The following is a 20,831-nucleotide window of genomic DNA, read 5'->3' as shown; positions in this document are numbered from 1 at the left end:
CCAAACATCACCATTAGTAATCTTTATAATGGTTCACTATGTTGTTTACTGGCAAGGTGGTAGCTTTCATAAATAAGCTACCTCCGCCACGGAGAACACAACAATGGCAGACACATACGTTGGCGCGATCGACCAGGGAACGACCGGTACCCGCTTCATGGTATTCGACCACAGCGGCCAGGTCGTTGCGAACGCCTACGAGAAGCACGAACAGATCTACCCGGAGCCCGGCTGGGTCGAACACGACCCCGTCGAAATCTGGGAAAACACGCAGGAAGTCGTGACCAAGGGGTTGGCGGATGCAGGCGTCGGTGCCGAACAGCTTGAGGCACTTGGCATCACGAATCAGCGTGAGACGACGATCGTCTGGGACAAGGAGACCGGCAAACCTGTCCACAACGCGCTGGTCTGGCAGGACCGCCGAACCACCGACCGCGTCGAGGAAATCCAGGAAGAGGACAAAGTCGAGTGGATCCGCGGGAAGACCGGGCTGGAATGTGACGCCTACTTCTCAGCGACCAAAACCGAATGGATTCTCGACAACGCGGAGCCGCTCAAGATGCAGAGCTCGCGCGGTGCTGACCTCCGCGAACGAGCCGAAGACGGTGAACTCCTGATGGGGACTATCGACGCGTGGCTCATCTACAAGCTCACCGGCAACCACATCACGGATGTCTCGAACGCATCGCGGACGATGCTGTACAACATCCACGACATGGAGTGGGACGATGAGCTCCTCGAAGAGTTCGGCGTTCCGGAGTCCATGGTTCCGGAAGTCCGCCCGTCCTCCGACGAGAGTCTGTACGGGCACACCGACGCGGACGGCTTCCTCGAAGAGGAAGTCCCCGTTGCGGGCGCGCTGGGTGACCAGCAGGCCGCACTGTTCGGCCAGACCTGCTTCGATAAGGGTGATGCGAAGAACACCTACGGGACCGGCGCGTTCTACCTGATGAACACAGGCTCCGAAGCAGTCGCCTCCGATAACGGCCTGCTGACGACCGTCGGCTTCCAGATGTCCGGTGAGCCCGTCCAGTACGCGCTGGAAGGCTCTATCTTCATCGCCGGCGCGGCCATCGAATGGCTCGAGGACGTCGACCTCATTAACAACGCTGCCCAGACAGCGGAACTGGCCCGCTCGGTTGAATCAACCGACGGTGTCTACATGGTGCCGGCCTTCACGGGTCTCGGCGCTCCGCACTGGGACGGCCGCGCCCGCGGGACGATTGTCGGAATGACCCGCGGAACGCGAAAGGAGCACATCGTGCGTGCCACGCTCGAGTCCATCGCGTACCAGACCCGCGACCTTGCGGAAGCGATGGAGGAAGACTCCGGTGTCGAGATGACGACGCTGCGAGTCGACGGTGGTGCAGTCAAGAACAACTTCCTCTGTCAGCTCCAGTCCGACATAATCCAGACGGACATCGCTCGACCACAGGTTGACGAAACCACTGCCCTCGGGTCGGCATACGCAGCCGGCCTCGCGGTTGGGTACTGGGACACCGTCGACGAACTCCGGGACAACTGGCAGGTTGACGAGGAGTTCTCGCCGGAGATGGACGCTGGAAAGGCAGACAAGATGTACGACCGCTGGGACGACGCTGTCGATCGTTCCCGCGACTGGGCACAGGAGGAATAATAGATGGCGATCGCATTCGGACTCACGGCAGTTGATATGCTCGTCCTCGCCATCGCGGCGTTTGCGGGCGGCGCGTTCGGGGCCTCCATCGGTGCACTCCCGGCATTCTGTTTCACCGGCTTCATGGTCCTTATCGGTGAAGCCGGCAACGTCGTTTCCGAGTCGTTCGTCGGCGGTTCTCCTGATGTCATTTCGGGCGCCGCCGGTGGGTATGGAGCCGGTATCGTCGGCCCACTGGCGTTCGGCCCTGTGTTCGGGCCGCACGTTGCCTTCGCCGGTGGTGTGGCAGCAGCAGCGTACGCCGCGAAGTATGACGGCATGTACGAGCCGGACGACGGTGACTACCACCCGGCGAAGGACATCGCCTATGCCCTCGGTACCCGACCAGATGTCCTCGCTGTCGGTGGGGTCTTCGGTATCCTGGGGATGGCAATCAGACAGACGTCCGGTGGACTCGGGGTTCCGATTGACCCGCCTGCAGCAGGTGTCATCCTGACGGCTGTTATCGCCCGCTTAGTCTTTGGCTACCCGGTTATCGGACGTGTCCGCGGCAGCAGCCTGCTGGATATGTCGCCATTCGAGAGCGGCAAGATGCGGTCGGGTGAGGAAGTCGCAACGGATGGTGGAATGGCCGCCGAACGACCGGCTGTCGAGCCGTGGCTCCCACACCAGTACAAGTGGACGCACGTCGCAATGCTCGGACTCATTACCGGCATCCTTGGTGCGTACATCTTCGCGAAAACCGGGAGTCTCTTCCTCCCATTCGGTATCTCAGCAGCGAGTCTGCTGTTCCTGAACCTCGGCGTGGAGAAATTCCCGGTTACGCACCACATGACGCTCCCGGCAACGTTCGTCGCCAGTATGGCGATGACGGACGGTGCGAGTGTCCTGGTCGCGCTCGGCCTAGGAGCGTTCTTCGGTATCCTGGGTGCGCTATTTGGTGAGGTCTACCAGCGCATCTTCTACGCCCACTCAGATACGCACTTTGACCCGCCAGCCGCATCAATCATTACGACGACCCTCATCCTGGGCATTCTGGCACTGGCTGGAGTGTTCACGACATCCGCAGCTGTCCCCCTGCCGTAAGAACTCATACGGCTTTTTATTTACAGGTCCAATCGAATATACACACGATCTAATTTCCAAGCATGGATATTGAAGCGAGAATCAAGCGTCGACAACGCCGGAACGGTGAGCCCCGGCTCATTCAGGATTACGAGTCCATCTCACCGGTTGTCCACATAGAGGAGCCGGCCGACCGCGGTCCGGTCCTCGAACGACTCCTCGACCACCTCGACCCGGTGTTCGATGGGCAGCTTCCGCCGAACGCGTACGTGCATGGTCCCTGTGGCTCAGGGAAATCCGCGGTTATCACGGCGCTGTTCGCCAACTTAGAACAGCTCCCGACGGAGCAACAGGCGATTATCCACACGACGACCCGTGCGCAACCACCGACCTCTCCGTCGTTCGTCTACGTGAACGCCCGGGAGACCGCAAGCGAATTCGCGTTCTACCACGCGGTCCTTGACGCACTCGTTGACGAATCGGTGCCGGAACACGGAATCGGGACGGAGACGCTCAAGTCGCGGCTTCACGACCTGGTCCGAGAACAACGCACAGGCATCGTCATTGCAGTCGACCACATCAGCGAACCGGAGAGCATTCAGGCCCCAGCACTCGTTGACCTGTTTGCCGGCTTACCGAGCAACGTCAGCTGGCTCGCTATCGGCCGCGATGACCCGTCGACGACTGAACTGACGCGGTACACCGCCGAGTCGATTAGTATTGACCGCTACCAGCGCCAGATGCTCGTCGACGTGTTGATGACCAGAACCTCGAACGGGCTGGCCCAGCAGGGGCTCGATCACGGTCAGGCAAGACATATCGCTGACTGGGCCGACGGCAACGCCCACGATGCCCTTGCCGCTTTGTTCATCGCCGCAGAACTGGCCGAAGAACGGGGTCAGGACCGCATCACACAGGCCAACGTCGACGCGGCCATCGCGGAGGTTCCAAACCCCTGTGTTTCGTTGGGTGTTGTTCTCTCCCTGCCGACGAACCGACAGACCGTTCTCAGGGAGCTCATCGACCTAGAGGAGAGCGAACGCTCCTCGGTGACGGCGACGACAGAGGCGATTGCGTCAGCACAGTCCGTCGATCTCTCTGCCGGGACCGTCAAGCGGTTCCTCTACGAAATGGCTGAATCCGGCGTCGTTGACCGCGTCGAAGCGACGGTCACTAACGGTCAAGGACGCCCGCCGAGCCGTGTTGAACCGCGATTCCCCCCGACGGCGTTCCGGCGGCTGTACGACTTGCAACAGTAGCCAACAGTTCGCGGTCAGGTCGACGCTTTTTACACGCGCTGTGACGGGTCACCTGTGCCGCCAGTCAGCGCGGATGCCAGTGCGCCGCGAACCACGACATCGTCGCCGAACTGCGTCAACTGGATGTCCGGAATGTTCGACATCACCATGTCATCAAGCCGCTCCCGGATCGGATTGAGTACCTGTTCGGGGTTGTTGAGTGCAACGGCCCCACCGACGTAGACGACAAGGGGAGCATACGCGTGAACGATGTTCGCGACGCCAATCGCGTTCCAGTGACAGATCTGATCAAGAACGTGAGACGCGAACTCGTCTTCCCCAGCATATTCGAAGATATCTGCCGCGGAAAACTCCTCAGTCTCGATTGGGAGCGCTGTCTCGACGGGGTCCTCCCGGTGCAGCTGTGTGGCGTACCGCGGAATGTTCTCGCCCGAGCAGTACGCTTCCCAGTGGCCGTCGTGCCCGCAGCCACAGGTCATGAACCCGTGCGGATCAATTGTCAAGTGACCGACTTCGCCGGCGTTGCCGTCCCAGCCTGAGAGGATGTTCCCGTCGACAGCCACCCCAGCGCCGACCCCGGAGGAGATAGTGAGATACACCATGTCATCGGGGCTCCGGTCCGAGTAGAACCGCTCGCCGATGACGCCGGCGTTGGCGTCGTTGTGCAGCGACACCCGCTCACTGCCGATGAGATTTTCGACCGGCCCAGTCAGCGGAATCCGGTCGATGGTGTCGGGAAGGTTCGCTGGGTTTTCCACGACGCCTTCGGCCAGATCCATCGGGCCGAAGGATCCGATACCGGCGGCAACCACGTCTGTGGGGGCGATGTCGGCGGCGTCACAGGCCTGCCGGATCGCATCGAGGACCGCCTCCGTGACCGCAATACCTGCCGGTCCACGTGGTGTTTCAGTTTTGTGTGACGAGACTATCGAGCCCGTCTCATCACCGATAACAGCGCGAATATGTGTCGCTCCGAGGTCGACCCCTGCGTAAGCGCCCATGCTGGTCGAAGGGTTGCCCCACCGATACTTAACTACACAGATTCTACTGCGGTTAGTAGTCTCGCTCTCTGCCTGAGATGTCCTCTCGTCCGACGGACTCCTCGTAGACGACACCGCGCTCGGAATCCAGTGTGACGGTCGACCCGTCCGAGACAGCATCAGGCAGGTCCGCGTTCGATATCATCGGAATCGAGAGTTCGCGGGCAACGATGGCAGCGTAGCTCGTGACTCCCTCGTGGGCGTCAATGATGCCGCCGATACGGCTGGTGTCGCCCACGAACTCGCCGTCGAACCCTTCCGGAACCGCCAGTATCGCCCCGTCGGGGACGTTCGAGAGGTCGCCCGGCGACTCCTGGGGCGGGGCCGCCGAAAGCCGATGGACAGGGCCGGTCACCAGGCCGTCGACAATTGACCGACCGCTGGCGACCGTTTCGGCCGCGACGTGGACTTTCAGCATATTCGCCGTGTTCATCCCCTCCAGTTCAGTCATCATCCCGGAGAGGACGACGACCGTGTCACCGCTGTCCGCGGCTTCGGTTTCGAGAGCGGCCTGAACAGCCGTCTGGATGACGGCATCGGCCCCTTCGGTAGTGTACTCAGTCGTTACGGGCGTGATGCCCCACGAAAGCGCGAGCTTCCGTCGGACGCGCTCGTTTGGTGTCGATGCGACGATTGGGATCGACGGCCGGTACTTTGCCGATTTCAGGGCGGTGTACCCGGATTCGGATGCGGCGACAATCGCCGACGCCCCGATATCACGTGCGAGGAACCGACCTGAGCGCGCGAGCGCGTCCGTTCGGGTATCACCAGCGTTTGGCACGCGCTGTTCGCGGGACTCGGCGTACTCCTCGCTGCCCTCGACATCGCGGATGATCCGGTCCATCGTCTCGACGACGCGGGACGGGTGGTCACCGATCGCTGTCTCGCCGGAGAGCATCACTGCGTCCGTCCCGTCAAGCACTGCGTTTGCTACGTCAGAGGCTTCTGCGCGGGTCGGCCGCCGGGAGTGGACCATCGAATCGAGCATCTCGGTCGCCGTGATGACCGGGACGCCGGCCTCGTGACACCGACGGATGATGCGCTTCTGGATGATCGGGACATCCTCTAGCGGGCACTCCACGCCGAGGTCACCGCGGGCGACCATCACACCATAGGCCTCATCGATGATCGAATCGAGGTTTTCGACAGCTCCGGCCCGTTCGATCTTGGCGATGATCGGAATGTCGACACCGCGCTCTTCGAGTGCCTGGCTGATCTCGTAGATATCCTCGCCGTCACGGACAAACGAGGCGGCCACGAAATCAGGCTCCTTCTCGGCGGCCACGTCGAGTTCTTGTTCGTCGTTTTCCGTAATCGTCGGCAGGTCGAGTTCGACGCCGGGAACGTTGACGCCTTTGCGGGCGGACAACTCGCCGCCGTTCTCGACGGTCGCAAACACTGTGTCGTCCTCGACGCGCTCTACGGTGGTCTCGATTCGGCCGTCGTCAAGCAATACCCGGTCGCCCGGCTCAACTGCTGTAATCGACTGCGAGAGCCCGACCTCTTCCGGCGTCGCATCGTCACCGACGACGTACCGGATAGTGGACCCCTCCGTGAGCTGAATCGGTTCATCGATCTCCGCGGTCCGGACTTCCGGCCCCGGCATGTCAAGCATGGCCGCGACCGGCTCCTCGACCGCCTCGTCGACCTTGCGGATGCGATCGATCATTTCACGACGGTGTTCCGGCGAGCCGTGGCTTGCATTCAGCCTGGCAACAGACATACCGGCCTTTGCAAGTGACGCGATGTCGTCGACTGAGTCCGACGCAGGACCGAGCGTACAGACGATCTTTGCGCTACGCATTGTGACCTCGGCCTCCGGGGAGCCACAGTTTACAGCGTTCATAGTTAATCATACTCTGTCGTTCCCCGCGAAGGGATAAGAAGCTTGCTGGACGCCGTAGCTACCGCGAAATCGCTTCCATGTCGCCACTAAGAATAGAACGGATCTCGTCTGGGGATACGACAGCAATATCGCCCGGGATCGTCCGTTTGAGTGCAGCCGTCGCAGCACCCCAAGCGAGCCCGTCTGCAACGGTGCCACCGGAGAGGTACTGCGAGAGGAAACCACCGACAAAGGAGTCGCCAGTCCCGACCGGGTGCGCATCGGTCGACTCAAACGTCGGTTGCTCCATTACAGTCCCATCAGCAAGCGCGAGCGCCCCATCGCTGCCGCGGGTGATCACTGTCGCTTCGAACCCGTACTCGGCGGCGAGGTCCCGGGCAATCGTTTCCGCGTCGCCGGTCCGGTCTAACACGACGTTCGCATCGCGTTCGGCAACGACGAGCACGTCGACAGACGGGAACAGCTCAGTCAGAACTGAGCGGGCTTCCGCCGGCGTCCAGAGCTTCGATCGGTAGTTCAGGTCAAAGCTCGTAGTCGTGCCGGCGTCCTGTGCGAGCGAGAGGAGGTCAGCAGTGGTCGATTCAAGCGTCTCCGAGAGCGCCGGTGTGATCCCCGAGGTATGGAACCCTGTGGCGTCTGCGATGGTCTCTGTGGGAAGCTCAGCCGGGGTGGCAGTTGTGACACTGGCGCTTTGGCGATCGTAGATAACATCGTTACCCCGTGGTGGACTGCCCTGTTCCAGATAGTAGGTTCCCTGCCTGGCGCTGTCCGAGTCGTCCCAGGCAACATCGACCGACACGCCGTGGTGCCTGAGTTCACCCGTGACTCGACGACCGATCGGCGACTCCGGGAGTTTTGAGGTCCACGTCGCGTCGAGCCCAAGCCGCTGGGCGGCGACAGCTACATTTGACTCCGCGCCAGCCGCCCTGACGGTATACTGGTCTGCGGTCTCCAGTCGCTCGTCACCAGGTGGCGATAACCGTAACATTGTCTCACCGAACGTAACTAACTCCGTCATATCCGACGTTGCTCACTGGCTTGGTATAAATCCCGGAGAACCAGTCGTCTAACGGCCCTGTTAATCACACCTTACTAGAGCGGAGGGCGTTAGATCGTATTTTTCGTATAGATTATGGACAGTATAAGTTTTCTCCAAAAGTTTATGTGCTATAGTAATTTAGACACGCCAGTATGGATTCAGGGAGAGATGGAGGTGGGCCGTCGGTCTTTAGGCGGAACCTACTCCGTTCGATTGGTGCGGCCGGACTGGCCGGACTTGCGGGCTGTGGTGGCAGCGAGGGTGTGACAGATGGGGACGGGACGCCGACCTCAACTCCAGTTGGAAACTTTCCGGTATCCGGGGATTCGGTGACGTTCGGCTTCAACGTCGCTTCCTCGGGGGCGTACTCAACGGCCGGCAAGCAGGAGCTACGCGGTTTCAAACTCGCGGTCAAGCACATCAACAACGGTGGTGGATGGGTAACAAGCGAGAAGTATAACTCGCCCTTGGACGGTGACGGGCTTCTGAATAAGGATGTCGAGTTCGTTGTCGAAGACACGGGTGGAAATTCGGATACCGCCCGGAGTAACGCACAGCGGCTTGTCGATAGTGAGGATGCCATTATGCTTGCTGGTGGCACGTCCAGTAGTTCCGGCCTGGCCAACCAGGAGGTTGCCGCGCAGAATCAGGTCGTGTATATGGCGACGATGGCTAACGCGAACTCGCTGACGGGTGCCGACTGCAACCGGTACTCCTTCCGCGAGATGTTCAACAACCGCATGGCGGCCGAGGCGCTGGCCCCGGCCCTCAGTAAAGAGTTCGGAGAAGATGTCAATTACGTCAAGATCTTCCAGGACAATGACTGGGGGCGGACGCTCCGGGATGATATGGACGGAGCCCTCGGGAAAATCGGCTGGGCTCCTGTTTGGGACACGACAGCACAAGTCGGGACAAGCGACTACTCCCAGTACGCAGCGGATATCAAGTCAGTCGATTTCGACGTAATCGTGCTTGGACTCGGCGGTCTTGACGCGGTAAACGCACTCAGAGCATTCCGAGAGGAGTTCCCGGAGTCAAATATTGTCCTTCCGTTAGCTTCGAGAGATATCGCCCAGACTGCAGGCGATGCGATCGAGGGTGTCATCGGAACTGTTGCTTGGAGTCCGGCAATCAACTCGCCGCTATCTAATACCTTCCGGGAGGCGTTCCGCGAGGAGTACGGCAGTTCGACGGGGTCCTCGAAATCGGCGCTCCCAGCAGGGGCAGCGCATATCGCATATACGCAAACGCTGCAATACGCCAGCGCAGTCGAGCGAGCGGGAACGTTCAATCCGATCGATGTCATCGGGGCGCTCGAAGGACACGAGTACGACGCCGGTCTTGGACCGCAGACGCTCCGGGCCTGTGATCACCAAGCAACGCGTCAAGTGCCGGTTGTGAGAGGAAAATCAGAGATACAGCAATCCTATGGCACCTACTACGGCCTAGTTGGGGAGCCAGCGGATGTACAGTACGCGTGCGATAGCGGGCCAGCGGCTAACTGCTCGCTTGGAGGGAACTAAGTATGAGTTCAGGAGATACACAGATACCAGACAGTTCAGAGAACGATTCGAACGCCTCCGGTGGGATTCTGGCGACAGTCGTCCCGGATTTCATCCGGCGAAACTTCGCACTCAAATTCGGTATCGTCCTCTTTGTCATGGCGCTGTCGGTTGGGCTCATCGGCCTTGCCGCGACAGAGCAAGTCAAGAACTACACGGAACAACAGGTTCTGAGTGACTACGAAAACGCCGCTGCACAGGAAGCAGACATCCTGTCACAGTGGGTCGACCGAAACCGGCTATCGACCCAGTTCGTCTCTTCGGACGACGTCTGGGCCAGTAATGATACCGACGATATCGATATCGAACTCAACAATCGGAAAGCCGCCTTGTCCGCAGACGCTGCCGACATCCATCTGGTCGAACGGAATGCCGCCCAATCGCAAGTTGTCGCCAGCACATCTAACTCACAGGTGCTGACTAACTCACCGCTCGAATCGACGAGCAGGGCCTGGCTTGCCGGTGCGAACTTCGAAACGGCGAGCGATGTGGTCGTCTCCGACGTGTACCAGACGAACTCCGGGCCGGTTGTCGGCTTCGTCAGTCCTGTCGCTGCCTCGCAGAACCGGTATATCCTCATCGAATACTCGCTTGACGAGATCGCGAACTCGCTTCAAGGGAACAACAGGGCTGAAGGCGGGTTTACCCAAGTCGTCAACGGATCGGCGGTCGTCATGATTGACGAACCCAGAGACGGGAGCCGCGGCCTCGGTGAGAACATGCTGCAGTCGTACAGCGAGAACAACCGCGCCACCGAACCAATCGGTGAGGCGAACAATCTCCGGTCTTCGGAACAGCAATCCGGCGTCACCGCTGATATGCCGGCGGCCGACGTGCTCAGCGAACGCTACACGGTCGGTTATGCACCGATACAGGGGACAGACTGGGTTGTTCTCGTGCACGCGCCCAACTCCGCGGTTTTCGGCTTCGTCCAGAACGTCCAGCAGTACGGGCTCATTGGGACGGCGCTGATGGTGTTGCTCATCGCGGGCGTCGGTGCAATACTCGGATACAACACGGCCACATCGATCGACCGCCTGACCCGAAAGACGGACCAGATGCGACAGGGCAATCTTGAGGTCGAGATCGCCACCAGTCGTATCGACAACATCGGCCGCCTGTACAGCGGGTTCGCTGACATGCGTGACGCGCTCAACGAACAGATCAATGAGGCCGAGCGCGCACAGAAGGAAGCGGAAGTTTCCCGCGCAGAAGCCCTCGAAGTCAACAAGTACCTCCAGAAGAAGGCCGAGGAGTTCTCCGACGTGATGGAGGAGACGGCCGCTGGAAACCTCACTGAACGGATGGCAACAGACGGCGAGAATGAGTCGATGGACCGTATCGCCAGCGAATTCAACGGCATGGTCGACGAACTCGAAAAGACTATCGGCCAACTCAACAGCTTCGCCGACGAAGTCGCGGAATCCGGAGACGTCGTTCTGTCGAGTGCGGAGTCCGTCCGTGACGCGTCCGAACAGGTCGCCGAATCGACACAGAAGATCTCCGACGACGCCTACGACCAGAAGGACCGTCTCGCGACCATCTCAGAGGACCTCGACACTCTCGTCGACACACTCGAAGAACTGGAAGCGGACAATCCGGACATCAATCTGGGCGACTCGCTTGAACGGTTCCGGACGGTTGCGACGACGCTACAGTCGGCCGCTGAAACGAGTGACCAGATGATGGCCGAAACCCAGACCGTTGCCGGCGCAGCCGAAGAACAGGCTGCAGAGCTCAACGAAGTGTCCTCTCGAGCCGAGCAACTCAAACGCTACGCAAAACCACTCGGTGATATCCTGAACCGCTTCGAAACCGAAGCTGAGCACGAGTTCGTCTTCTCAGGTGGTCCGTCACAGAGTCTGGGCGAAGAGGAAGAAGAGTAACCCGCTTCACTGCTTTCACCGAAACCGACTTTCGCACTGGCGTCGTACTTGATGCAATGAACGACGACGCGGGCGATATCTCACAGGCTGAACTCGCCGAGTACTGTCGAACCCAGGCTGCGATTCTTGCGGGCCATCTGGACCAGCGCAGTGCAGAGCTTTCAGATTTACTTGCGGAGATCGAACAGGACACTGCCGACGCTCGTACGGCGTTGACTGAAGGCCTTGGCCAGCCGGAGACTGCTGGGGAAGCAACTGTTGCCGACATAGAGGCCAAGCAGGAGCAAGCCCAGGCGAAACAAGCAGAACTGGACGAATACCGAACGCTTACCGAGGGGTATACTGATCTTGCCGAACAACTCGCAGAGGGTTCCGGTGACCTTGAAACCGTTCTTGAATTCGAGATCGACACTGATGCGCCGACGTATTTTGACGCCGAGACGACGATTCTGGGAGTGGCGACCGGAGAAAATGGGGACGACTGATTTGTAGAATTCATCTACCGAAGTTCTGAGGCCACTGCCCCACCCAGAAGTTGAGACTGGCGCTCTCAATGCATACGGGCTAATCTTCTCGCGATTTCGTTCAGCAAGATGTTGACCGAACCGGCTACTCAGTAGGATTGTGTATATATCGAACGCGTTTTACACCAATGCAGGGCTGTGTAGAATGTGAATTATCCCCTTTCCCCCCGGAATAGATTCGTATTATTCGGGGCCGTAGCCGCTTCTTCAGTCCTCGCATCAATCCTGCTCCTTGACCAGACCTTCTTAGAGACCAGCGTTTCGGCAGTTTCTGTGGGTATTGGAGTCGTATTGGCTCAGCAGTTCTTTGAGTCCACTCAGTCGCGCAACGAATAACCGGTACTGACTACAACCGACTCATTGAATTTACTGGAGTTACCGCTTCATTTCAGGACTTCCCGTGAGAACACTGTTCAGTAAGGGTGCGTATTGAGCGGGGAGTGTACCCGATAAGCCAAATACTCTTTTGGAAGTCGTGTTGACGGTGGTGTAATGGGACAGTCCATTGAGGAGCTACGGGAAGCCAGCCCCACCTCCGAAGAGAAGCCTTCGTTTGGCCACCTACTACTGGTCTGGTTTCTTGTCGGGTCGTCGTTCCGGACCCTCGGATTCGCCTTGGTCGATGCAGTTCCGGCTGCCATCCCCTTCTCACGAATGGGTGCTGGGCTGTTGTTTGGTACAATTGTCATTGTCCTGCTCTGGTCTGCCGGCTGGCACCCGTCACTTCCAGTCAGTGCTGGTTACTTCGTCGCTGAAATAGCCCTCAATATCCTCCTACTCCTCGCCTTCAACCTCGTGTTCAGTCGCAAGTTGACGCCCTGGATGGAAGTCGGCCTCCATACCACATCGATTTCCCTGGCAGCGACCCTCGTATTCACGAACTACGGAAGAAAGATCCGAAACCGGGTCCGCCAACGCATACACTCTCTACTCAAACTGCCATCTGAGGACAACTCATCCAGTCAGGAGTAGGGAGCCTGATATCCGGGAGTATTTAGCGCGCGATAAGTAGATCCCTTGTACTGACTACTGTCCACTCATACTGCTTAGCGATACTGAGAGGTGAATGTGTTCTCTCTATTACTAGTTAGACGAAATTTATCGGGACGAAAGAGCAGATTGATGAGTACGCCTACCAGTGGGCGACAGTCCAACTGGTCGGGAACGGTGTCCCAATCGTACTGGATGCGCGACCAGTACGGAAGGGCGAGAGTCGGAAAGAAATCGTCGAGGATCTGCTCAACTCTGCTGAGGAGTTGGTCCACATCGATAACGTGTTGATGGATCGGGAGTTTGAAGCCAGCACATTCTGGAGATGCTCAGCCAGCGTGGACTGTCATATGTCGTCCCGAAACGGATGCAGACCAGCGAGAAAGCCCAAGCAAAGCGGTTGCTCCAGCGGGGTCAAGACCGATATGAAACCGATAGGAAACTGCATCTCGGGAAGAACGAGTGGCACGAGACGACGCTGGTCTATCGGCGAAAAGAGGATTCTGAGCATGACGACCACGGTCAGTGCTCAGTGTTCATGTCTAACCGCGGTAGTAGCTTCCTCACTGAGTACGGTTACCGGTGGGCGATCGAGAGTGGATACAAATCGATCAAGCGATTCATGGCTGCCACTGCGTCGAAAGATTTCGGGCTGCGATTCTTTTATTTCGCGTTTGCGTGTCTCCTGTACTCGATTTGGCTTGCGGTGAATCTACTCGTGCAGGTGGAGTTGACCGGAGAGTACGAGCACCAACCGATTGTGACGGCAGATAACACGCTAACGTTGGTAAAGAAGGAAAGAATCGGGTAGAGAGTGACTCAATCAGGGTGTAAGGCGGTGTCTGAGTGGATACAATCTTGAGAGTCTTTGAAATTCGGCAATATAGTCAGTAATACAACAGGAACCAGTGAATGAGAGCTAATCTTGATCGGTTTTTCGCTCGGCGATTCGTCCAAATACACGCATTACAGCCTCGCTAAACCCGTTATAGTCTCAACTTCCTGCCCACCTATTTGATATAGCGGTATGCAATTTATGTGTCTTGGGCGGACCAGTGTGATGATGGTCTCAAGGTTACCAGCAGTAACCAGCAAATGGACTATCCACAGTAATCTCCGTTAATTACCGCTACAGACTATCGACGCGCATAGACTATTGAAGGAAACGAAATCACGAATTAAACGTACGCTCGACGAGGTATTTGACCAGATAGAACCCGCCAATAAGGGTGACAGCCATGACTACCAGTACGATCGCAATCATGAACAAAAGGACGAGTGCGTCGTTAGCCACCGGACTCACCCGCCTGAGAGAACGCGTGTCGTCGGGAGCGCATATCGCTAGCTTCAGCCTCGACACGCTAATGTAGGAGGGTTTCGGTTTAGCACTCTAGTGCTCGTCTATACTGAAGTCCGTCTATTGGGGGATGTGTTACGTGTGCAGGAGAGAGTGACGGGGCCACGCCGAGACAGGTCAGATTGAAGGCAATACAGGGCTGTTCTCAGTGCAGTACCATTCTTCGAATGATACACAAAGACAGCGAAGCGCTGTGCGGGTTCTTCGATACGAACAGGTACTGTGACGAGCCGAATACGTCGGTTACAGGACACCGAACTCGCCGGACTTCCGTGGCAATGATCGTGATTGGCGTGTACGCAAAGGTAGCATTCGCTGCATATCATACATCGTCGAATGAGGCGAGCAGTCCGATTTGAGGTGCTGATCGGGGGCCAACTGAAGGACCGTACAACCACCGGGCGTCTCCGACTCGAAACCGCTGGCGACCCGCATTATCCCGATGACAAAAAGCAGGCCGGACCTATGGCACGACGAGACTGAATGCACCTGTCGAGTGTTGCAACCCGTGACTGTTTCTGGCAAGGCACGGGACGCCACTGGCCGACGAAACGGCCGCTTTGAGTCCTAGTGCCACACTCTTGTCGCCTGCACTACCGCAACCGGCGAGCAGTACCTGCACAAAGGCCGTGGGTCGGGCCAGCGGTTCCGTGCGACGACGGAAAAGCGCCCAGTGCGGTCCAAATTGCCCGAGAGACGGCGTCTCTTAGAGTCACAGAAAGACAGAGTCTCGCGGACGGCTACGGGAAGGCCAATGCAGTAGCGAACGTCTCTGGCAACTGCTCGGAAGCGGACCCGACGCCGCAGCCACGCCGAAGAATCCCCATGTCGTGCCCTGCTGGAACGACTGGACAGGAACGGCTGGACACAGTGTATCTCGGTCAGAAGCGTGGGCTTGTTAGCAGTGCCTGCAGTGGGAGACACAGGCCGGCTGACGGAGAATCAAGACCACACCTCACTGTCCGGTAGATATCGAAGGCCACGCAGACCGTACGTTGTCAGAAACGGTTCTGGAGTGGCACGCAAAGCAGGCAGTCGAGCTGACGACGCGGTTCGTGGGGTTAAGCGGGGCTACCACGTCTGGTTGGAGGGTCACATCCTCATAGTCTCAAAGACCAGCATACAGACCTGAATACGGTCCAGCGTGACCGGTATAGTGCGTCCGGGTACACTAAACCAACTGTGGCTCCAGGAGAAAAGCCACGCCGTTCTCCGCCGGGAGGATGCCAGCCTCAGTAGCACATGCCACATCTGGGGGACTGTGGATGCTACGTAGCGTGGGAAGGTTAAGGAGCCAACCGTGCAGGGAAATCAGTGAGACTGAGCAACTGGATAGACTGCCAACCCCATGGTTTGATTTCGGCGAGTAGTGGATCAGGCCTGTATAGTCTTGGACTCGACCCCGTGGCCGTTCACTGCGCCAAACCGAATATTGATACCCTGTCAACAGGCGGTAGTCTGCTTTCGTCCACCTGAATCTTGTTGGGCAGGTGGGCTAACCAGAGAGAGTACAGTAATCTGCGCCCGTATTTATATTTGTGAATATGTGCCTATTTTTCGATAAAGCGTGAATTAGTTGTCAGTAAGGCGACAAATTGCGGTGAAATAGGGTGTCACTCACCCAAATAAAGGCTTTTATCTCTAAGTATGGGACTACATTGAAGTTCCCGGCATCCGAGAGTAAAATGTGTCCAGTGACAGTGAGCGAACGACGGTTCGGACGTACATTCCGGCCTACCAGAAAGAGCAATGGCAGGCCCACGCTGAGGAACTGGATATGAGTCAAAGCGAGTTCGTCCGGACGATGGTACAGGCAGGCCGAAGCGGATTCGAGTCAGCAGCGTCCGAGACGACTGAATCAGACGCCGCTGAGAGCGATAGCGAGGAACCCCGTTCTCCGGATGCTACCCCTGGGGGTGAGGGGCTGAAAGACCGGGTCCAGGAGATCCTTGCTGACGGGGACTACTACGAGTGGGACGACCTGCTCGCAGGGCTGACCGATGATATCGAGGAGCGACTCGAGGACGCACTGCAGGAACTGCAGTCAGACAACAAAGTGCAGTACAGCGGGCGACACGGGGGGTATGTTCGAGACGAATGAGCACGGATGCAGCCACACCGGGCGCCGAATCGGACCCGGTTGGGTATTTCCTTGATGATATCACGTACCACGGAAAGAGCGACCGGACTCGTGCGTCCTACGAGCGCGTCCTCCGGGACTTCGAATCCTATCTGGCGGACGGCCACCAGCCCCTCCCTGTCCGAGAGGCCTCCCACCGGGACTGCATGGCATACGTCCACAGCCTCCGTGGAGATGTCGGGGAAAGCACTGTCGCAACGTATGCCTCCTATCTGCACCGGTTTTTTGCGTATATGACCCAGGTAGGCGTCTTCGAATCGAACCCGATGACGCTGGTCATGGAGGAGATGGACGAGTCCATCAACACCGACCCGACCCGTCGGGAGATAGACCTCCAGTCGATGCGTGCGTTCGTCGACAGCGTCTCGCACCCACTAGAGCGCGCTATCATAGTAACACTGTTGAAGACGGGAATGCGGGCTGGCGAACTGTGTAACCTCGATATCCGCGACCTCAACCTCGAAACCCCCGGCCCCAGACCGGAGATCCCGGTTCGAGCGGGCCTCGATGGGCGTCCGGACTCGTTGTTCGTCGCCTCGGACCCGGCTCGTAGCGAGGCCAGTAACGGGGAAGAACGAACTGCGTCAAACAAGCGCAAGCGTGAGACAACGATTCCAGTCGACGCCGAGCTGACATCTGTACTGCGACGCTGGCTCGCAATCCGACCGGACACGCAGTCCCCGGCAGCGCCGCTGTTCGTGTCTACAAGCGACAGCTGGGGGGATAGACTCACGCCGAACATGGTACACCATATCGTCGAGTCTCACGCCCGCGAGTTCGGTTGGTACACGGATGGTGGCGGAGCCGAAGAGAACGTGACGCCACATTACTTCCGGCACTTCTTCACGACACATCTCCGGGACCGGACCGGTGATCGCGGCGTCGTCAAATACCTCAGGGGCGACGTGGCACAGGATGTTATCGACACGTACACCCACGAATGGGGGACCCGAGTCAGGGATGTGTACGAGGCCGAAATCTACTCACTACTGTAGCTTTTTGTCAATTTTTAATACTATAATTGCATTTGAGATGGTCGCTGCTGAACTAATAAACTCCATAATGCTATATGGAACTGGCCGAATGCTACTTCGCATTTGTACTGTCTCAATGATGGTTCTGATGGCCGCATATGAGACAGACAGGTTCCATGCGTCGGTTGTCCTGTGGTAAAATCGATCGAACAGCCCGTTGACAGGCATTTCCAAAGCAGCAGATCAGTGTATAGCACATCACTGGACTGAGACGGCGGCAGAACCAGAGACTGTCGGCACTAACCTTACATACGTCCATATCAGCCGCTATCCAGAGGGAGATCCGGAGAAACTACTCAGGGTCCAGAAGTTTCGACTCGGCAGTTCGGAGATGTTCGAGGAGTGTCGTCTTCGAGATGTCCATCTGGTCGGCGAGTTCGCGGACTGAAATCCCGCGCGGCCACTGGTAGTAGCCCGCGTCGCGGGCCGCTTCGAAGGCCCGTCGCTGAGCCGGCGTCAGCGAGTCAGTACGCAGCCCCCCCACCGACCGCTCAGTATCGCTGTCCGGGGTGACAATGGATTCGACCGACACGTCAGCGTCGGCGTCAGCTTCGACAGCATCGAGTGCGGGCTGAATCTCGGGGCGTTCGCCGGTGAAACTCACCTGCCACCGTTCGCGACCGTCTTCGATGCGAACGGGGGCGCTGTGGACGAACCCATGTTCGAGCAACGTCGGACAGACCAGTTCGCCCGGGTCGTACTCCAGCAGGAACTGTCTGACGACGGTGCCCGGCGCATCGCGTTTGTGGCCGATACGTGCCTGAAGTTCCTGTATCTCCCCGGCGTGAGACGACGCACGGACTGCGTCAAGACAGTCCTCGACAGCCGACTTCGTGGCTCCGTACGCCGTAAACACGCCGTTGACCGATGCTGTCGGCGACTGGACGCTCTGTTGCACTGTGTGTGCCAGGATACCGCCATCGGTGCGGTCGGTCGCTTCGATAGCCCAGCAGTTCGGGTGCCACAGGTCGAGTGTTAGCCGTGCTCCGGCGCTATCAGCGTGACTCATGGGATGTGCTGGAATAGTTGAGCGGAAACCCTAAGAGAGTGGCCATTGTCTTGTGTGTCCGACACCGGCGGTTGCAGTGTGCGATTCGACGCGGTCCATCAGTGCTGATGCCGAGACGACTAGGGCCAGATACAGTATCGCCACCAGCACGAAGAGTTCTGTATACTGGTACGTCTCGTTAGCGAGGGTGCTCGTTCTCCCGTACAGTTCCTGGACGGTGATGAAACTCGCCAGTGAGGAGTACTTGATGAGATACACGAGTTCATTCGTCCAGCTGGGAAGCGCGAGTCGCAGACCCTGTGGAACGACGACGTACCGTATCCCTTCTAGCTTCGAGAGCCCGATCGCGCGTGCGGCAGTCAACTGCCCGCCATCGACGGACTCCAGCGACGCACGCAGGTATTCGGACTGGTAGGCGGCGCTGTTCAGCGTGAAGCTGATGACGGCGACCCAGAACGCCTGTGCTGGAATGAATCCGACACCGACTCCCGGGACGCCTCTGAGAACCTGCGTTAGTGAGGTCGCAAAGTAGAGGACGAACAACTGGGCGAGCAGCGGCGTCCCGCGAATGAGTTCCGTGTACGACAGAGCGAACCACCGGGCCCATCGCCCGCCGTACACGCGGACGACGCTGAGCGGGAGCGCCAGCATGAACCCGAGGCAGACACTGAAGACTGTCAGTAGGACCGTCGTCCAGATGCCGTGCGCCAGCGCCGGCAGGTACGCCGTCGCATCGGCGGTGAACCGGAGCGTGTCAGCGAGCCATACCAGCGGCGCTCCGGCGGCACCGAGTGGCGTGGCAAGCGAGGCAACGGTATCCGCTGTTGTCAGAAACGGGGCTGCCGGGACAAACGGTGCGCCACGGTCGAGTCCGAATACCCCTGCGAGAACGAAATCAGTGGTCCAGCGGGCGAGAACCCAGATCCAGAACAGTGCCAAGCCGACTGTGAGTGGACGGACGCTGAAGACTGTCTCGACGCGGTCCCGAAGCGGTGACGTTGTAGATTCGGCTGTGCTCATGCCGTTTCCTCGTGCGCGTGCAATCTGCTCAAGAACTGTTCGGTTCGATCCGCTGTGGGGTTCTGGAACAGTTGCTCCGGTGGGCCATGCTCGACAATCTCGCCGTCATCGAGGAACACGATGTCAGATGCGGCCGACCGGGCGAAGTCCATCTCGTGACTGACCACGAGCATCGTAATGCCCTCGGCAGCGAGGTCACGCATCACTTCGACGACTTCGCCGACAAGTTCGGGGTCGAGCGCGCTGGTCGGCTCGTCAAACAGCAACAGTTCCGGGTCCATCGCGAGTGCGCGGGCGATGCCGACACGCTGTTTCTGTCCGCCGGAGAGTTCCGCGGGGTAGGAGTCCGCCTGCTCCAGCAATCCGACCTGTTCGAGGTGGTTCCGTCCGGCTGCCTTGGCGTCGGCAGCGTCCATCCCGAGTACTTTCTTTGGGCCGAGCGTGACGTTTTCGAGCGCGGTCAGATGCGCAAAGAGGTTGAAATCCTGAAACACCATGCCGACCTGCTTTCGCAGTTCGTTGACGTCGGTGTCGACCCCAGTCACGTCTTCCCCATCGAGCGCAATCCGGCCGCTGTTGATCTCGGTTAGCCGGTTCACGCACCGGAGCAGCGTGGACTTGCCCGAGCCGCTGGGGCCGATGAGGACCGTCACGTCGCCTTGATCCATCTCGAGGCCAACGCCTTCCAGTACCTCCTCGCTCCCGTAGGACTTGTGCAGATCGTCGATTGAGAGTAGTGGCTGTGTCATGTCGTTCCCTCCGGTACCGCGTAGTAGTCGCTGAGTCTGTCGAGTGACCGGTTCGTCGCGAACGTCAGCACGAAGTAGACAAGGCTGACGGCGAGGAATATCTCGAGTGCCGCCGTCGACTGGCCGCCTTCGTAGAGGTTCTGTCCTGTCGTCAGCAGTTCACCGATACCGATGATGATGGCGATGCTCGTGTCCTTGAGGACGATAGTAAACTCGTTCTGGAAGCCCGGAACACTCCGGCGGAGCGCCTGCGGGACGACAACGTGCCGGATCGCTTCGAACCGGGACATCGCGACGGCGCGTGCCGCTTCGAGTTGCCCATCGTCGACGCTCTGGAGCGCACCGCGGAAGATCTGGGACTGGTAGGCGGCGCTCCGGAGCCCAAGCGCGATGGTCGCCGTGACGAACGCGCTACTGGAGACGGACAGGCCGAAGTACAGGATCATAATGATGACTAGCAGCGGAGTGCCACGAAGGACAACCCCGACCTGTTCGACCAGCCGACGGGCTCTGTCCGAGCCGTACACCTCTATCGCACCGGCCGGGAACCCGATTGCAAATCCCAGGAGAATGCTGGCTACGGTGAGCGCGACGGTAACAGCTGTCCCACCGAGCAACAGTCCAAGGTTGTCGACGACGAACAGCCAGTCGGCGACCTGAAGTATTGCTTCCATG

The 20,831-nt window shown here is 58.8% G+C and carries 16 protein-coding genes and 1 pseudogene; 10 read left to right on the top strand and 7 right to left on the bottom strand.

Features of this window, described 5'->3' with window-relative positions; all coding sequences use genetic code 11:
- Positions 1–103: 103 nt before the first annotated feature.
- The 3 genes from glpK (at position 104) to RBH20_RS05110 (ending at position 3,960) form a co-directional block, all read left to right on the top strand.
- Entirely contained in the window at positions 104–1,636 is a 1,533-nt protein-coding gene (gene glpK / locus RBH20_RS05120) for a glycerol kinase GlpK (RefSeq protein ID WP_306706187.1), read from the top strand.
- Between the two features lie 3 nt (positions 1,637–1,639).
- Positions 1,640–2,722 (top strand): hypothetical protein, encoded by a 1,083-nt coding sequence (locus RBH20_RS05115; protein ID WP_306706185.1) that lies wholly within the window; start codon positions 1,640–1,642, stop codon positions 2,720–2,722.
- 62 nt (positions 2,723–2,784) lie between these two features.
- Positions 2,785–3,960 (top strand): Cdc6/Cdc18 family protein, encoded by a 1,176-nt coding sequence (locus tag RBH20_RS05110; protein ID WP_306706183.1) that lies wholly within the window; start codon positions 2,785–2,787, stop codon positions 3,958–3,960.
- 29 nt (positions 3,961–3,989) lie between these two features.
- Here the strand turns inward: RBH20_RS05110 and RBH20_RS05105 are convergent, their stop codons facing one another.
- The 3 genes from RBH20_RS05105 to kdgK1 form a co-directional block, all read right to left on the bottom strand.
- On the bottom strand, positions 3,990–4,961 hold the full coding sequence (locus RBH20_RS05105) for an ROK family protein (protein ID WP_004962100.1): 972 nt from the start codon (positions 4,959–4,961) through the stop codon (positions 3,990–3,992).
- Positions 4,962–5,013: 52 nt separating this feature from the next.
- Positions 5,014–6,804 (bottom strand): pyruvate kinase, encoded by a 1,791-nt coding sequence (pyk, locus tag RBH20_RS05100; protein ID WP_306706181.1) that lies wholly within the window; start codon positions 6,802–6,804, stop codon positions 5,014–5,016.
- 100 nt (positions 6,805–6,904) lie between these two features.
- On the bottom strand, positions 6,905–7,864 hold the full coding sequence (kdgK1, locus tag RBH20_RS05095; RefSeq protein WP_306706179.1) for a bifunctional 2-dehydro-3-deoxygluconokinase/2-dehydro-3-deoxygalactonokinase: 960 nt from the start codon (positions 7,862–7,864) through the stop codon (positions 6,905–6,907).
- Positions 7,865–8,214: 350 nt separating this feature from the next.
- On the opposite strand from kdgK1, the gene RBH20_RS05090 reads away from it, so the two are divergent.
- From RBH20_RS05090 to RBH20_RS05060, 7 genes and pseudogenes are all read left to right on the top strand, one after another.
- Positions 8,215–9,408 carry an ABC transporter substrate-binding protein gene (locus RBH20_RS05090; RefSeq protein WP_306707479.1) on the top strand — a complete coding sequence of 398 codons (1,194 nt, stop codon included), beginning with the start codon at positions 8,215–8,217 and terminating at the stop codon, positions 9,406–9,408.
- A gap of 2 nt (positions 9,409–9,410) precedes the next feature.
- Positions 9,411–11,333, top strand: a complete 1,923-nt coding sequence (locus tag RBH20_RS05085; RefSeq protein WP_306706177.1) for a HAMP domain-containing protein — start codon at positions 9,411–9,413, stop codon at positions 11,331–11,333.
- A gap of 56 nt (positions 11,334–11,389) precedes the next feature.
- A complete protein-coding gene (locus RBH20_RS05080) occupies positions 11,390–11,818 on the top strand; it encodes a hypothetical protein (protein WP_306706175.1) in 429 nt (142 codons plus the stop codon).
- A gap of 531 nt (positions 11,819–12,349) precedes the next feature.
- Positions 12,350–12,829 carry a hypothetical protein gene (locus RBH20_RS05075; protein ID WP_306706173.1) on the top strand — a complete coding sequence of 160 codons (480 nt, stop codon included), beginning with the start codon at positions 12,350–12,352 and terminating at the stop codon, positions 12,827–12,829.
- A 122-nt stretch (positions 12,830–12,951) separates the two neighbouring features.
- Positions 12,952–13,658 (top strand): annotated as a pseudogene (locus RBH20_RS05070) (transposase); the annotation flags it as partial.
- 2,233 nt (positions 13,659–15,891) lie between these two features.
- The gene (locus RBH20_RS05065; RefSeq protein WP_306706171.1) at positions 15,892–16,305 is read left to right on the top strand and encodes a DUF5805 domain-containing protein; all 414 of its coding nucleotides are present in this window, start codon (positions 15,892–15,894) and stop codon (positions 16,303–16,305) included.
- A complete protein-coding gene (locus RBH20_RS05060) occupies positions 16,302–17,339 on the top strand; it encodes a tyrosine-type recombinase/integrase (protein ID WP_306706169.1) in 1,038 nt (345 codons plus the stop codon). The genes RBH20_RS05065 and RBH20_RS05060 overlap by 4 nt, the downstream gene beginning before the upstream one ends.
- A 331-nt stretch (positions 17,340–17,670) precedes the next feature.
- Here RBH20_RS05060 and RBH20_RS05055 read toward each other — a convergent pair whose 3' ends face one another.
- The 4 genes from RBH20_RS05055 to RBH20_RS05040 are packed head-to-tail and all read right to left on the bottom strand — an operon-like array spanning position 17,671 to position 20,830.
- Complete coding sequence (locus RBH20_RS05055) at positions 17,671–18,387, bottom strand: helix-turn-helix domain-containing protein (protein WP_306706167.1); 717 nt, start codon at positions 18,385–18,387, stop codon at positions 17,671–17,673.
- Positions 18,388–18,417: 30 nt separating this feature from the next.
- Positions 18,418–19,407, bottom strand: coding sequence for an amino acid ABC transporter permease (locus RBH20_RS05050; protein ID WP_306706165.1), 990 nt, complete (start codon positions 19,405–19,407; stop codon positions 18,418–18,420).
- Positions 19,404–20,156, bottom strand: coding sequence for an amino acid ABC transporter ATP-binding protein (locus RBH20_RS05045; RefSeq protein WP_306706163.1), 753 nt, complete (start codon positions 20,154–20,156; stop codon positions 19,404–19,406). Before RBH20_RS05045 ends, RBH20_RS05050 begins: the two co-directional genes overlap by 4 nt.
- Entirely contained in the window at positions 20,153–20,830 is a 678-nt protein-coding gene (locus RBH20_RS05040; RefSeq protein ID WP_306706161.1) for an amino acid ABC transporter permease, read from the bottom strand. The genes RBH20_RS05045 and RBH20_RS05040 overlap by 4 nt, the downstream gene beginning before the upstream one ends.
- Position 20,831 lies beyond the last annotated feature (1 nt).

The sequence above is a fragment of the Haloarcula sp. H-GB4 genome, from assembly GCF_030848575.1.
In the GTDB taxonomy this organism is placed as follows: domain Archaea; phylum Halobacteriota; class Halobacteria; order Halobacteriales; family Haloarculaceae; genus Haloarcula.
This window is presented reverse-complemented; position numbering and strand designations above follow the sequence as displayed.

What these genes read in the sequence shown, in the direction of transcription:
- RBH20_RS05075 (WP_306706173.1), top strand. Translation starts at nt 12,350, where the DNA reads ATGGGACAGTCCATTGAGGAGCTACGGGAAGCCAGCCCCACCTCCGAA.
- RBH20_RS05050 (WP_306706165.1), bottom strand. Translation starts at nt 19,407, where the DNA reads ATGAGCACAGCCGAATCTACAACGTCACCGCTTCGGGACCGCGTCGAG.
- RBH20_RS05110 (WP_306706183.1), top strand. Translation starts at nt 2,785, where the DNA reads ATGGATATTGAAGCGAGAATCAAGCGTCGACAACGCCGGAACGGTGAG.
- RBH20_RS05060 (WP_306706169.1), top strand. Translation starts at nt 16,302, where the DNA reads ATGAGCACGGATGCAGCCACACCGGGCGCCGAATCGGACCCGGTTGGG.
- RBH20_RS05055 (WP_306706167.1), bottom strand. Translation starts at nt 18,387, where the DNA reads ATGAGTCACGCTGATAGCGCCGGAGCACGGCTAACACTCGACCTGTGG.
- RBH20_RS05115 (WP_306706185.1), top strand. Translation starts at nt 1,640, where the DNA reads ATGGCGATCGCATTCGGACTCACGGCAGTTGATATGCTCGTCCTCGCC.
- RBH20_RS05045 (WP_306706163.1), bottom strand. Translation starts at nt 20,156, where the DNA reads ATGACACAGCCACTACTCTCAATCGACGATCTGCACAAGTCCTACGGG.
- kdgK1 (WP_306706179.1), bottom strand. Translation starts at nt 7,864, where the DNA reads ATGACGGAGTTAGTTACGTTCGGTGAGACAATGTTACGGTTATCGCCA.
- RBH20_RS05040 (WP_306706161.1), bottom strand. Translation starts at nt 20,830, where the DNA reads ATGGAAGCAATACTTCAGGTCGCCGACTGGCTGTTCGTCGTCGACAAC.
- RBH20_RS05085 (WP_306706177.1), top strand. Translation starts at nt 9,411, where the DNA reads ATGAGTTCAGGAGATACACAGATACCAGACAGTTCAGAGAACGATTCG.
- RBH20_RS05080 (WP_306706175.1), top strand. Translation starts at nt 11,390, where the DNA reads ATGAACGACGACGCGGGCGATATCTCACAGGCTGAACTCGCCGAGTAC.
- glpK (WP_306706187.1), top strand. Translation starts at nt 104, where the DNA reads ATGGCAGACACATACGTTGGCGCGATCGACCAGGGAACGACCGGTACC.
- pyk (WP_306706181.1), bottom strand. Translation starts at nt 6,804, where the DNA reads ATGCGTAGCGCAAAGATCGTCTGTACGCTCGGTCCTGCGTCGGACTCA.
- RBH20_RS05105 (WP_004962100.1), bottom strand. Translation starts at nt 4,961, where the DNA reads ATGGGCGCTTACGCAGGGGTCGACCTCGGAGCGACACATATTCGCGCT.